This is a genomic window from Planktothrix serta PCC 8927 (genome assembly GCF_900010725.2).
GTDB classification, from domain to species: Bacteria; Cyanobacteriota; Cyanobacteriia; order Cyanobacteriales; family Microcoleaceae; genus Planktothrix; species Planktothrix serta.
On the sequence record NZ_LR734883.1, the window covers coordinates 145,970 to 159,714 of the forward strand.

Below are 13,745 nucleotides of genomic sequence, written 5' to 3' on the forward strand. Positions count from 1 at the left end.
GGGAACCGGATGTTTAAAGTCTTCCTTTTTCAGGAGAAAGCTAGATCTTAAAAGTCCCCCTTTTTAAGGGGGATTTAGGGGGATCTTCTCCTACAAAAATCAATAATGAATCACTCACAAACCGAGGATTAAAACAATGGATTTAACGACTACTTATCTCGGCTTAAATTTACGGACTCCGATAGTTCCTTCTGCGGCTGCACCCCTTTCTGAAGATATTGATAATGTTAAACGATTAGAAGATGCTGGGGCTGCTGCGATTGTTTTACATTCCTTATTTGAAGAACAATTACTGCGAGAAAAATTTGAACTGCACCATCATTTAGAATACGGAACAAATAGCTTTGCAGAAGCCTTAAGTTATTTTCCTGAACCCGATGAATTTCACGTTGGCCCAGAATTGTATTTAAACCATATTCGTCAGGCTAAAGAATCTACCCATATCCCCATTATTGCGAGTTTAAATGGCTTTTCTTCTGGGGGTTGGGTGGAATATGCTCAACTGATGCAACAAGCGGGAGCAGATGCGATTGAATTAAACATCTATTATGTTCCGACGGACTTTAATTTAACCGGAGAACAAATCGAACAAAACTATCTGAATACCCTCAGAGAAGTTAAAGCGGAAGTCACCATTCCTGTCGCCTTAAAAGTGAGTCCTTATTTCAGTAATATGGCAAATATGGCGAAACAATTTGCTGATGCTGGGGCTGATGGTTTAGTCTTATTTAATCGCTTCCTACAACCTGATATTAACCCCGAAGAATTAATCGTTGAACCCGGCTCGGTTTTAAGTAATCCCAATGACCTGCGTTTACCGATGCGTTGGATTGCTATTTTATATGGTCGAATTAATACCGATTTAGCCTGTACCAGTGGGGTTCAACGGGGTCATGATGCAATTAAAGTGTTAATGGCTGGAGCAAAAATTACTCAAGTGTGTTCGACTTTATTACGGCATGGTTTTAATTATATCAAAGTCATGGAAGACGAAATGAAACACTGGATGGAAGAACACGAATATGAGTCTATTAAACAAATGCAGGGTTCTATGTCGCAACTCCATTGTGAGGATGAATCTGCCTACGAACGCGCTCAATACATGAAGTCAATTACATCCTATCAACCCGATCATAGTTTAGTTTAGATCCCCTTATTTTCTCGTTCCCTGGCTCTGCCTGGGAATGAGTATCAGAGGCTCTGCCTCTATTTTTACTGTAGGCAGAGCCTACATTTTGCATTCCCTGGTAGAACCAGGGAACAAGTGTTAATATCATTATAAGTCAGCTATTTATTATCAAAAATATTATGAAATTTGTTGATGAATATCGAGATGGGAAATTAGCTCAGGATTATGCAAAAGCGATCGCATCTATTACTACAAAACCCTGGACTATTATGGAAATTTGTGGGGGACAAACCCACTCGATTGTTAAATATGGAATAGATGAGTTATTACCCTCAGAAATCACCTTAATTCATGGCCCTGGTTGTCCCGTTTGTGTTACCGATATTAATATTATTGATCAAGCCATTGCCTTAGCAGAACTTCCTAATATTATTCTGTGTTCCTTTGGGGATATGTTACGAGTTCCTGGGAGTGAAAAAGACCTATTAAGTGTTAAAGCAACCGGAGCAGATGTTAGAATTATTTATAATCCCTTAGATTGCTTAAAAATAGCTCAACAAAACCCCACAAAACAGGTAATTTTCTTTGCCGTTGGCTTTGAAACAACAGCCCCAATAACCGCAATGGCAGTCTATCAAGCCCACCAACAAAAGATTAATAATTTCTCCCTTTTAGTCTCCCATGTTCTCGTTCCACCCGCAATGGAAGCCATATTATCAAGTCCCAATTGTCAAGTTCAAGGATTCTTAGCGGCGGGTCATGTTTGCACCGTCATGGGATATACCGAATATGAACCTATTGTTAAAAAATATCAAATTCCCATTGTTGTAACTGGGTTTGAACCCATTGATATTTTACAAGGGATTTATTTATGTATTCAACAACTCGAAAAGGGCGAATATCAATTAGAGAATCAATATAATCGTTCCGTGCGTCGAGAAGGAAATGAAACCGCTAAAACAATTATTCAAGAAATATTTGAAATTGTCCCCCGTGAATGGCGAGGGATGGGTGAAATTCCTAAAAGTGGGTTAGGAATTAAACAGAAATATATTAACTTTGATGCTCAAAAACGGTTTAATTCTCAACAGTTAATTCCCGTTTCTTCTCCCTGTCAAGACTGTATTAGTGGTGAAATTCTCCAAGGGATTAAAAAACCCCATCAATGTCCAGTTTTTGGAACCCGTTGTACTCCAGAACATCCATTAGGGGCGCCAATGGTTTCTTCTGAAGGTGCGTGTTCGGCTTATTATCGCTATCGTCAACAAACTCCCCATTCCCACCCCGTAGGGTGCGTAAGCGCAGCGCACGCACCGTATTAATTCTATTCTCAGTTCCATCAAATTTTGTATGATAGATTGGTAAAATTACGGCTTGTATTCATTAAAACTCTTGTTATAGCAGGTGGCGCTGGCTTGTTTACAAGGGTCAAGCCTTGAATATTACCACTAAGACACAAAGACACAAAGAAGTTGTTAACATTAACCTGCTTATTGCTATCAGAAATTTAGGAGGAATTGAAAATGCAGAGTTTATATGAAACCGATTTTTGGGATTACAATAAATCTAATAAACCGAGCTTTTTATAAAGAAGAAACTCGGTTTATTTATAGACTATCTAACCGATGGCTATCCTACGGATAAGGTTATTGAGGATTGGGATTTTTTTGGAGCATTTGTTGTAATTCTTCAAGGGTTAATCCTAATCCTTGCGCCACAATTTCCATACTTAATCCCAAGGCTAAAAATCGATTAGCAGATTCTAATTTTGCTTTTTGTTCCCCTTCTTCTAACATTTCTTGAGCAAATCTTGTTTGTTTTAAATCGTTTAGTCCTAACATAGTTTCTAGTTCCTCCCGACTCAGGTTTGGCAATTTATACAAGACAATGGTTTCTATTAAATTTATCACATCAGATTGGATATTGACATCCTCAAGGGTTTGCTGGGTTTGAGATAAAAGTTGTCTGGCTTTAGCAGGGGTTTCGGCTACAGGAGTGATGACTAACTGAATGATTCCTAATCCAATACTAGCAGGTTCAACTTGCCATTCATCGAGATAGATTCTTTGAACGAAGTTAGAATCTAATAAAGGTTGATAGGGTTCGAGGCTATCGGGTTCTACATTACGTTCTTTAAAAATGATCACAGAACGCCAGATTTGAGCCGGGTTGTTAATTCTCAAATAGACGAATACTTCTGAAAAAAGCCTAGCATAAATATTGGGATCTTTTTGAAATTGTACCTCAACGAAATAAATCGGGAGTTGGGAAGTTGACTCTAGGGGAAGAAATACGCCGTCAATGCGAAAGGCGGTTTGTTTGAGTTCAACGGAATCAAATCGATAGTTAAGGGAGTCTGTTTCTGAACCCCCGATGAGTTCAAAGAAACTGCTAGGAAGTTCACTGAATAGACGATAAAAAATAGAATCTGTTTTCATTCTTTCTCAAGACCCGCTAGTTGATCAAAAGCAAGGTATCCAGAAGCAAGGGACTTATCCAAAAGCGAGAGAATAGTATTATGTCAATTCAGGAATAATGGTGACGTGAAGCTGAGATATTACTTATTCAATTCTTGACGTAATTGTTCTAACTCATCATCAATTGGACAAGTATTGGGCGAAGAATTGGGTTTCAAATCAGGAACACTTATGGTATAATTACCTGTAATTTGTGCTTTTAATGCTGCCAACTCATCATCAATGTCACTTCCTGCTTCTAAAGCAGCAAATTTACTTTCAAAATCTAAACCCGATAATTCTCCTGCTGCTGCTGAACGAGCTTCCAGTTGTAAAATTTTCTCTTCCATTCGTTCAAAGGCTGTTGTTGCATTATAAGAATTAATTCCACCTAACAAATCTTGTCGATTATTAATTTCAACCTGTGCTTTTGCAGCTTTGATTTTAGAAATTAGTAATGATTTCTTAGACTTAGCCTCAGAAACCTTTTGTTCAAAAACCAATAATTGATGTTTGAGAGAAGTAACTTGTTCTGTATGAGTATCTAGTTGCTGCTTAATTGTATTTAAAGTATTGAACCATAATTGCTTTCGTTTTAATGCTTCTTTAGCTAAATCTTCATAACCTTTTTTTACAGCAATTTCGGCTCGTGATTGCCATTGATTAACTTGCATTTTAGTTTGAGTATATTGTTGTTCAAGACGTTTTTGAGCAACAATTACTGGAACAATAGCTTGACGGAACTTAATCACATCTTCTTGCATATCCAAAACAGCTTGTTCTAACAGCTTTTCTGGATCAATTCCTTGCTTCAAAAGACGCATTAAACCCGCTACACCGAGTCCAGCAATAGCACCCGCAGCACCCATAGAAGCCATTCCCACACCAAATGCTGTTCCTCCTGTGGCGACTCCAATACCTCCTATAGCAGCAGACAAACCTGCACCCGCAACTGCACCTGCGGTGGCTGCTCCCACTGATGAAGTATCCCCTTCTATCATCATTCTAATAGCTTCATAAAGCGCAAGTCCTGTTAATGCACCAGCCCCAGTTAATCCAACTGTTCCAACACTAAAACCTGTTCCGGCTGCTAAAATTCCAACTTGACCAACAGAAGCACCTGCTAAAGCACCCCCCGTTGCAAAGGCTGAACCTGCTGAAAAATTGCGAGAATCGGTTTCAGAAGAGTCGAGGTAAGAGTTGACATTAGCTCTAATTAAACGACCCATTCGATTAAATAGCTGACCCATAATTTTTAACTCCTGTTTTTATTTTTAAAAGGGACTAAGATGAAATTTTGAGCGATTTAGTTTTAATTTATTCACTCCGTAACTTACCTATTTATCGGCTAGATCTCGTTGTTTCCAGAACTCATCTCGTGCAGCTTGTTCAACTTCTAATTTCGCTTTTTTTGCAGTTTCTAAATTTTCATTGAGTTTATTTGCGATCGCATTTCCTAACTGTTCTTGTTCTAAATTTTCTAAATGATCATCGACTAACTTTTTAATCCCATACCCTGCTAACCCCACAACCGCACCAGCCGCCACAACAGGTGCCATCCCAATACCAACGGCAGTTCCCGCCACCGCTAAACCCATACCACCCACAACCGCAGAAACCCCAGCACCTCCAACCGCACCTACCGCGATTGCACCTAACGCCGTTGCATCTCCTGCTTCTAAGGCTTTTTTCGCACCATAGGCTGCTGTTCCCACCACTGCACCCGCCGCCACGACGGGAGCAGCCCCTACTGCCACACCGCCAAAGCCACCCACTAACCCCATACCACCAACGGTTGCAGCCACTCCGGTTCCAACTGCTGCCCCTGTCGCTGCGTAACCTGTCGCTTCTGCAACGTTTTGCAAATCCTGATTATCCTTGTCAGTCATGGTGATTGCCTAAAATATTGACCTTGATATTAAATTAACAAAAATAACAATATCTTGGAATTCGTATTTATACGGAAGTTTAATACTATTAATGATACTTCAAAAGAAGATATCTAAGGATTGCTGGCTTGACACAATAAGAATCTTACCCTCGTCAAAAATGGTAAAATCTCCACTTCAGCGATGTTAGCTAGAAATATAATACAATATAGTAAGGACTATTAGTAAAGATTCCTTCTCATGGCGAGTACAACCGTAACCAGTAAAGGACAAGTCACGATTCCTAAAGTCATTCGAGACTACTTGAAACTTGATACAGGTAGTAAAGTGGAATTTTTCATTGATGAAAATGGAGAGGTAAAAATCATTCCTCTGAATGTTGCGGTTGAAAGTTTATCGGGGATTTTGCATCGTCCTGGGATGAAAAAAGCCACCTTAGAAGACATGGAAGCTGCTATTTATCAGGAGGCAAATGATTGGACTTGATACTAATATTTTAGTTCGGTATTAAAAATATCAGACAGGAGGATTGAGTGGCATCGGGTGAGGGAGAAACTATCGAAATTATTGAAGCAGATATTATTGATTCAACAGTTAAGGTAGGAAGTGGTTGTATTTGGCGAGGGAAGGGTCAAGAGCCTCAATGGGATAATCCTAAATCAAGTAAAGCTTACGATCATATTATCCGCCATCATGGTTCCAAGCTCAAATCCAGTAACTTACAAGGAAGATCAACGAGTACAAATCAGGATCAAGGACAATGGTTAAATGATCAAGATTGGGTAATAGCGGAAAAGTTAATCCCTAAATATTATGGGCAGTACATTATTAAGTTTAATCGTCCGATTGGTAGAGTTTATCATTCTGATAGCAGGATTACTGAAAACGTTTATTATGTTGAAATTGGGAGAAAGTATGATGGAACAATTAAATATGCTTATCCAGTTGTTCAGCCTAAATCAAAATAAGTCAAAATTAGGTAAATTAGCATGAAAGAAATAACGAATTTTAGTTTTAAAATTGATAATCAAAATTTAGAAAATTACGGCTTACCTCCAGAAGATCCATTAGGAGAATTATCTGATTTTGAATTAGGGTTACGGCGTTTTTGTTATGAGTGTAATCAACGAGTTATCTGGGAAATTGGTGAGATCCAGTTTACTGTATTTTTTGACCCTGATATTTGTATGTTATTTGAAGATCGCTTTCCCGAACAAATTGGTCAATTAGAACAGGGTCAAAATATTCGGATAGATTTTGTTGAAAGTTGCCATATTACGGTTATTTTAACCCATGAGGGTGAGCAGCTTCATTGTCAATTAAGGGAGTTTAATGATCAGCACAATCAGTATAATTATAAGTTGGATAAACAGCAAGTTTTAAGAGAGTTAAGAACAATTTTGTTTGAGGTAATGATATTGGCTTGGAAACAAGGTTATGTCACGAAAGAAGATATGTACGAGTTTATTAAACCAGCTTTTTCTTCCCCCCATGAGAGTCTAACACGCGAAAATCTTGAGTTTGTTTTACAAGATTTCAAATTGATTCGTCCTGCGGTAAAATATGGGCTAGAACAATCTGGAAAATAACAAAACCCAACTATCAATGACTTCACTACAAGAACCAGCCAAACATCTCAAAGCTCAAGGTATGAAGCCGGGGGGTCGTCGCCCTGCTAAGGAACTCTGTAGCGAGTGCGGTCTGTGCGACACCTATTATATTCATTATGTTAAAGAAGCCTGTGCTTTTTTGAATCAACAAATAGCTGAATTAGAAGCAGAAGCTCATGGAAGAAGCCGCAATTTAGACAACTGGGATGATGTCTATTTTGGGGTGCATCAAGATATGATGCAAGCCAAGAAAAAACAACCCATTGAAGGGGCTCAATGGACAGGAATTGTGAGTACCATTGCTATTGAAATGCTCAACCGAGGGTTAGTAGAAGGGGTTGTTTGTGTTCAAAATAGCAAAGAAGACCGTTTTCAACCTCAACCTGTAATTGCGAGAACCCCGGAAGAAATTCTAGCAGCTAAAGTCAATAAACCGACATTATCCCCGAATTTATCAATTTTAGAACAAATCGAACAGTCGAAAATGAAGCGGCTGTTAGTAATTGGGGTAGGTTGTCAAATCCAAGCTTTGCGGGCAGTTGAGAAGGAATTAGGACTAGAAAAACTTTATGTTTTGGGAACGCCCTGCGTTGATAATGTCACCCGTGCGGGGTTGCAAAAATTCTTAGAAACAACAAGTAAATCCCCTGATACTGTTGTTTATTATGAATTTATGCAGGATTTTCGGATTCACTTTAAACATGAGGATGGTTCTTTAGAAACTGTACCATTTTTTGGGTTAAATACCAAAGAATTAAAGAATATTTTTGCCCCTTCTTGTTTGAGTTGTTTTGATTATGTCAATTCTTTGGCGGATTTAGTTGTCGGATATATGGGAGCAACTTTTGGCTGGCAATGGATTGTCGTTAGAAATCAAACCGGGCAGGAAATGTTAGACTTAGTTGGAGATTTAATTGATACCCAACCTGTAATCACCCAAGGAAATCGCAAACAAGCGGTGCAACAAAGTATTCCTGCCTATGATAAAGCCGTTACCTTACCGATGTGGGCGGCTAAATTAATGGGGGTGGTAATTGATAAAATCGGCCCTAGAGGGTTAGAATATGCGCGGTTTTCGATTGATTCTCACTTTACTCGCAATTATCTGTATGTAAAACGGAATCATCCTGAAAAGTTAGAGGCTCACGTTCCTGATTTTGCTAAAAAAATTGTCGAACAATATCATCTACCTAATTCCTAAATAAGAAAACCACGCATAAGTTTGAAATTACTTATGTGTGGTAGAATACATTTAGTGAAATTGACAAAATTGACAGGAGCACCCCTAAAAGATTCTCCCACTTAAAACTCAACCGGGATTGGGAGTGTTCACTTGTTCATTAAGAACCCGTTTTATACCCATCAGGGGGACTGCTAAACTCAGCAAAACCAACCAAGGTGCTAAAACTAAACTAACAAACAGACAGACGAGAGCAATTCCCCTGGCAATAACCTGAACGATTTCTTCGTTGGTGCTTACACTGAGTAAAGCTGCAACAATGGAAATTGCAAGGGATAACAAAGAAGGTACTAACATCACAACAAACCTTTCGTTTCAGGTAAAACAGTGTTGTGCGTTCCTTCGGGAAAATTCCCTACTTCCGTCTTCCTCAAACAGCTAAAATATCACCCACCTATTCAGTGCTTGGGGGAGATGAACGATTACTATTGATTTTTGTTATTAAGATTATACCACGTTTAAGAAAAAAGTATATAGAGGAGGGAACAGGGAACAGGGAACAGGGAACAGGGGGAGAAGAGGAGCAGGGGAAGCAGGGGAAGTCAAGCTGAGATTTTAGGAAAAAATTATAGACCCCTGTAGAGACGTTGCCTGCAACGTCTCTACAGGGAGGGGTTTTGAAGGGAAGATTAGCGTTTGACTAACTTCTTGCTGAGTTTGCGTAGACGAATAGACTGGGGTGTGACTTCCACCAATTCATCAGAGCTAATATATTCTAAAGCTCGTTCTAAACTCATATCCACAGGGGACTGTAACTGAACCAGTTCATCTCCCGTTGCAGCCCGATGGTTGGTTAATTGTTTGGTTTTACAGACATTTAACTCTAAATCTTGGGGACGGTTATGTTCACCTACAATCATGCCTCTATATACCTTAGTACCGGGCTTAATAAAAAACACCCCTCGGTCTTCGGCGTTTTTCATGGCGTAGAAGGTACTCACCCCTTCTTCAAAAGAGATTAACACCCCATTCCGACGAGCTTCAATATCCCCACATAAAGCGCGATATTCCAGAAAACTGTGGTTCATAATTCCTTCCCCACGAGTCATCCGCATGAATTCCCCGCGAAATCCAATTAAACCCCGTGCGGGGACAACGAATTCTAACTGAGTCCGGCCATTGCCGCCAACGTGCATATCCTGCATTTCCGCCCGCCGTTGGCCTAAGCGTTCAATACAGCTACCGACGCCTTCTTCAGGTACATCTAACACCAGATATTCGTAAGGTTCATAAGGTTGGCCATTAACTTCCCGGTAAATTACCTGGGGTTGGGAAACCTGGAACTCGTAATCTTCCCGTCGCATATTTTCAATTAAAATACCGAGGTGGAGTTCCCCCCGTCCCGATACTAAGAATTTATCCGGGGAGTCGGTTTCTTCCACCCGCAGAGCGACATTCGTTTCTAATTCGCGGATTAAGCGGTCGCGCACTTGTCGTGATGTGACTAACTTTCCTTCCTGTCCGGCAAAGGGCGAGTCATTCACCGAGAAGGTCATTTGTAAGGTCGGTTCATCGACTTTAATTAAGGGTAACGCTAGGGGTTCATTCGGACAGGTAATCGTTTCCCCAATATTAGCATCGGCAAACCCAGCCACCGCCACAATATTTCCGGCGGATGCTTCTTGCAGTTCAATCCGTTTTAAACCTTCAAATCCCATTAATTTAGAGATTTTGCTTTTAACAATACTGCCATCTTCTTTCATTAAGGCGGCTTGTTGTCCAGCTTTAATAATACCGTTGTGAATTTTGCCAATCACAATCCGCCCAACATATTCAGAATAATCTAAAGTTGTGACTTGCATTTGCAGGGGTTTGGCCGCATCTCCCACTGGAGGCGGAACATATTCGAGGATATACTCAAACATGGCCTGCATATCGGTACTTTCATCCTCTAGGCTGCGTTTGGCAAATCCTCCCAAACCGGAAGCAAACAGATAGGGGAATTCGCATTGGTCATCATCGGCGCCCAGTTCTAAGAATAAATCTAAGACTTTATCAACGGCCGTGTGCGGTTCAGCCCGATGACGGTCAATTTTGTTAATCACAACAATCGGACGCAAACCCTTTTCTAGGGCTTTTTTGAGGACGAAACGAGTTTGAGGCATAGGCCCTTCGTTAGCATCGACGATTAAAATACAACCGTCCACCATGCCTAACACCCGTTCGACTTCGCCCCCAAAGTCCGCGTGTCCAGGGGTATCGATAATATTAATAATGGTGTCTTTATAGCGAACTGCGGTATTTTTAGACAGAATCGTAATACCCCGTTCCCGTTCAATATCGTTAGAGTCCATGACGCAATCTGGAACCTCTTCCCCTTCGCGGAAAATACCAGATTGTCTGAGAAGTGCGTCCACTAGGGTCGTTTTGCCGTGATCGACGTGGGCAATAATTGCAACGTTGCGAATGGGAAGAGACATAAGTTGAGTCTAGGTAACAGAATTTTTGGAAAAGTGTCAATATTGTTCCAATGTATTAATAATTGTAACGCATTGGCGATCGCATTGGTCAGATTTCTCTGCAACAGGCCAGAAAATTAACCCCTTCCCTCCTGACCCTTACGGGGGGTTGAGGTCAGTCGCAGAAGTTAGGCAGCAAGATTAAGCAGAGATTAACGTTAAATTCGGTTTTAAAATATTACATTTCTCAGGTAGCTTTTGAATTTGAGATAAAATTGAATTGTTAGTCAAATAATAATCAATTCTGCTCAATAGCAATCAGGCAGAAATTTATGAAACTGCGTCAATCCTTAATTTATTTAACCCTGAGCTTGATCTGTTTATTTTTAATTATAAGCTGTCAAGTATTGAAGCCCGACCTCAAAACAGAAACCCAACCTCAGACCCTTCGCCTCGGCTTTAATAATTGGCCAGGATGTGCCGTTTGGCAAATTGCTTCAGAGCAGGGAATTTTTGAGAAAAATCATCTTGATGTTAATTTACAATTTTCTGACTATTCCACCGGATTAACTGCCTTGGAATCCGGTCAAGTTGAGGGAAATTGTCAGACTTTGTATGATACAATCTATATATTAGGAACGACTGCCAAAAAAGTCGATCAAGTTGTTGTGGCTCTAACCGATTGGTCTACCGGAGGAGATCAAGTTATTGTTGCACCGGGCTTAAAAAATATTCAGCAATTAAAAGGGAAAAAAGTTGCCGTTGAAACGGGAATAGTCGATCATTTTATGTTTCTGTTGGCTTTAGAAAAATATAAATTAAAGTCCTCTGATATGACAATAGTTAATCAGGGATTAATCCCTAATATCGCCCTATTTTTGGAAGAAGAAATAGATGCGGTTGTTACCTATATTCCTTTTGTTCAAGAGGCTTTAAATCGTCCAGGAAGTCAAACCCTATTAACCTCTCAAGAGTTCCCTGGAGCTATTTCCGATCATCTAGTTGTGACTCGTCAATTTCTGGAAACCCATCCCCAGCAGGTACAAGGTTTAGTCAATAGTTGGTTTGATACCGTTGAATTTATTCGGAAAAATCCAGATTTATCTAATCAAATTATTGCTTCAGCTTCTGGATTAACCCTTCAAGATTTAAAAGAGTATGGATCTCAAATTCAACTCAAAGGAAGGTCAGAAAATTTAACCGCTTTTCAAATAGGAGAAACGTTTTCTTCTTTACCCTACGCCAGTCAAAAAATTTATGAGTTCTTACAAAAAAATAAATTGATTCAGAAATCAGTCAATATAGAACAAATTTTGAACGCTGAATTTATGCGTAATTCCAGGTAAAAATAGACTAAAATCATTTAAAAACTCAGGAGAATTAATTATGAAAAGTGTGATTAATTTTTTCAAAAACTGTCAATTGCAATTCAAACTGATTAACGCTTTTATATTGATGGGTTTAATCGTATTTTTTGTGGCTTTTTTGGGATGGCAAGGAACCTTAAATTTAAGCGATGAACTCAATGAAATTAGCGTTGTCAGATTACCGTCAATTTTAGGATTAAAAAAAATAGATCAAGGAATTAGGAATGTTTATTTTGGAAATTTTTCTCTATTAAATAGTCACTTTGGAAACCGCGAAAAACAAGCTATTATAGAACAAATAAAAATCGATACTGATTTAATTAAAACTGGATTTTCTGATTATGAATTTTTACCCAGAACAGTCAAAGAAGATCAATTATGGCAAGAATTCAAATTAAGATTTAATCAGTGGGAAAAACAGCAACAAAATCTGATCAATCTTTATTATGAATTTGAAAAAATGGGTATTTTATCCCCAGACCGTACCCAACTCAATTTATGGAAAAAGGGTCAACAAAACTCCCCAGAAATGGAAAAAGCCCGACAAGCCGCCTTACTTTTATCACAATTGCATATTCAAGCACGCTCTATTAATCAACCGCTTTTCTATGCTACAGCTACAAGTTTAGAAAAAGTCATTCAGGAAAATCAAAAAATAGCAGAATCCGCTAAAATTAATGCCGATAAAACCATTAATTCTAGCAAAAGTTGGAGTGTTTTGGGGATGATATTCGGGCCGGGAATTGCCCTAATTTTAGGAATTATTTTAAGTATAGCGATCGCCCGTCCCATTAGCCAGAGTTTAAAAGGATTAGTTAATACTGTTGTTAATTCCTCCACCGAAATAGCAGCAACGGTGGAAGAACAGGAAAGAATTGTAGCGTTACAAGCCGCATCCGTCAATCAAACCACAACCACAATGGATGAATTAGGCCGGACTTCCCGTCAAGCCGCCGAACAAGCGGAAGCCTCTAGTCAAATTGCTAAAAAAGTCTTGAATTTATCCCACGATGGGGCTAATGCGGTTTCTAAAACCCTGTCAGGAATGACAATTTTAGAAGCCAAAGTTAGCGAAATTGCCCGTCAAATTATAACTCTAAATGAACAAGCCCAACAAATTAATAGTATTAGTAATTTAGTGGGTGATATTGCTAATCAAACTAATATGTTAGCGCTGAATGCCTCCATTGAAGCCGTAAGAGCCGGAGAACAGGGTTTAGGGTTTAATGTAGTAGCGCTAGAAATTCGGAAACTGGCGGACGAAACGCGGGAATCTGCTCAAAAAATTAATACCTTAATTGAGCAAATTAGACAAGGAGTTAAAGGGACAGTGGTGGCGGCAGAAGATGGTAAACATACTGTGCAACAAAATTTAAAAATGGTTGAAGAAACCACAGCAATTTTTAGTAAAGTTACCTCAGCTATTGATCAAGTTTCCTTAAGTTCTCAACAAATTTATTTAACTTCACAGCAGCAGGTTCTCGCTATTGAAGCCGTGATCACAGCGATGAATTCTATTAACAATGGCGCTCAACAAACTGTTATCGGAATTAGTCAAACTAAGTCAGAAACCCAACAGTTAAAAAATGCAGCCCATCATCTGAAAGTATTGGGTGTGGGATAAAAGGGAATGGGGAATTACTCATCCAAGAAAC

Annotated in this window: 13 protein-coding genes and 1 riboswitch; of the genes, 8 read left to right on the forward strand and 5 right to left on the reverse strand. The window is 39.3% G+C overall.

What is annotated here, in order from left to right; translation table 11 throughout:
- The first annotated feature begins 136 nt into the window (after positions 1–136).
- Together PL8927_RS24660 and hypD are read left to right on the forward strand one after the other, a co-directional pair.
- On the forward strand, positions 137–1,147 hold the full coding sequence (locus PL8927_RS24660) for a dihydroorotate dehydrogenase-like protein (RefSeq protein WP_083626119.1): 1,011 nt from the start codon (positions 137–139) through the stop codon (positions 1,145–1,147).
- A 161-nt stretch (positions 1,148–1,308) separates the two neighbouring features.
- The gene (gene hypD / locus PL8927_RS24665) at positions 1,309–2,451 is read left to right on the forward strand and encodes a hydrogenase formation protein HypD (protein WP_083626121.1); all 1,143 of its coding nucleotides are present in this window, start codon (positions 1,309–1,311) and stop codon (positions 2,449–2,451) included.
- A 324-nt stretch (positions 2,452–2,775) separates the two neighbouring features.
- On the opposite strand, the gene PL8927_RS24670 is transcribed toward hypD, so the two are convergent.
- The 3 genes from PL8927_RS24670 to PL8927_RS24680 form a co-directional block, all read right to left on the reverse strand.
- Positions 2,776–3,567: an Rpn family recombination-promoting nuclease/putative transposase gene (locus tag PL8927_RS24670; protein ID WP_083626123.1), complete on the reverse strand. Its 792-nt coding sequence runs from the start codon at positions 3,565–3,567 to the stop codon at positions 2,776–2,778.
- 119 nt (positions 3,568–3,686) lie between these two features.
- On the reverse strand, positions 3,687–4,835 hold the full coding sequence (locus PL8927_RS24675) for a PspA/IM30 family protein (RefSeq protein WP_156093324.1): 1,149 nt from the start codon (positions 4,833–4,835) through the stop codon (positions 3,687–3,689).
- 87 nt (positions 4,836–4,922) lie between these two features.
- Positions 4,923–5,474 (reverse strand): hypothetical protein, encoded by a 552-nt coding sequence (locus PL8927_RS24680; RefSeq protein WP_197047548.1) that lies wholly within the window; start codon positions 5,472–5,474, stop codon positions 4,923–4,925.
- Between the two features lie 240 nt (positions 5,475–5,714).
- Here PL8927_RS24680 and PL8927_RS24685 point away from each other — a divergent pair, with 240 nt between their 5' ends.
- Genes PL8927_RS24685 through PL8927_RS24700 form a run of 4 tightly spaced genes read left to right on the forward strand, consistent with a single transcriptional unit; the run spans position 5,715 to position 8,285 of the window.
- The gene (locus PL8927_RS24685; protein ID WP_083626125.1) at positions 5,715–5,960 is read left to right on the forward strand and encodes an AbrB/MazE/SpoVT family DNA-binding domain-containing protein; all 246 of its coding nucleotides are present in this window, start codon (positions 5,715–5,717) and stop codon (positions 5,958–5,960) included.
- A gap of 47 nt (positions 5,961–6,007) precedes the next feature.
- Positions 6,008–6,442, forward strand: a complete 435-nt coding sequence (locus PL8927_RS24690; protein ID WP_083626127.1) for a hypothetical protein — start codon at positions 6,008–6,010, stop codon at positions 6,440–6,442.
- Between the two features lie 21 nt (positions 6,443–6,463).
- The gene (locus PL8927_RS24695) at positions 6,464–7,063 is read left to right on the forward strand and encodes a hypothetical protein (RefSeq protein ID WP_083626129.1); all 600 of its coding nucleotides are present in this window, start codon (positions 6,464–6,466) and stop codon (positions 7,061–7,063) included.
- Positions 7,064–7,079: 16 nt separating this feature from the next.
- Complete coding sequence (locus PL8927_RS24700; RefSeq protein ID WP_083626131.1) at positions 7,080–8,285, forward strand: Coenzyme F420 hydrogenase/dehydrogenase, beta subunit C-terminal domain; 1,206 nt, start codon at positions 7,080–7,082, stop codon at positions 8,283–8,285.
- A 108-nt stretch (positions 8,286–8,393) separates the two neighbouring features.
- Here the strand turns inward: PL8927_RS24700 and PL8927_RS24705 are convergent, their stop codons facing one another.
- Together PL8927_RS24705 and typA are read right to left on the reverse strand one after the other, a co-directional pair.
- Positions 8,394–8,621 carry a hypothetical protein gene (locus tag PL8927_RS24705; RefSeq protein ID WP_083626132.1) on the reverse strand — a complete coding sequence of 76 codons (228 nt, stop codon included), beginning with the start codon at positions 8,619–8,621 and terminating at the stop codon, positions 8,394–8,396.
- 34 nt (positions 8,622–8,655) lie between these two features.
- Positions 8,656–8,747: riboswitch (Glutamine riboswitch) on the reverse strand.
- 206 nt (positions 8,748–8,953) lie between these two features.
- Positions 8,954–10,744 (reverse strand): translational GTPase TypA, encoded by a 1,791-nt coding sequence (typA, locus tag PL8927_RS24710; protein WP_083626136.1) that lies wholly within the window; start codon positions 10,742–10,744, stop codon positions 8,954–8,956.
- A 311-nt stretch (positions 10,745–11,055) separates the two neighbouring features.
- Here typA and PL8927_RS24715 point away from each other — a divergent pair, with 311 nt between their 5' ends.
- Complete coding sequence (locus tag PL8927_RS24715; RefSeq protein ID WP_083626138.1) at positions 11,056–12,069, forward strand: ABC transporter substrate-binding protein; 1,014 nt, start codon at positions 11,056–11,058, stop codon at positions 12,067–12,069.
- A gap of 40 nt (positions 12,070–12,109) precedes the next feature.
- Positions 12,110–13,714, forward strand: coding sequence for a HAMP domain-containing methyl-accepting chemotaxis protein (locus tag PL8927_RS24720; RefSeq protein WP_083626140.1), 1,605 nt, complete (start codon positions 12,110–12,112; stop codon positions 13,712–13,714).
- Positions 13,715–13,745: the final 31 nt, after the last annotated feature.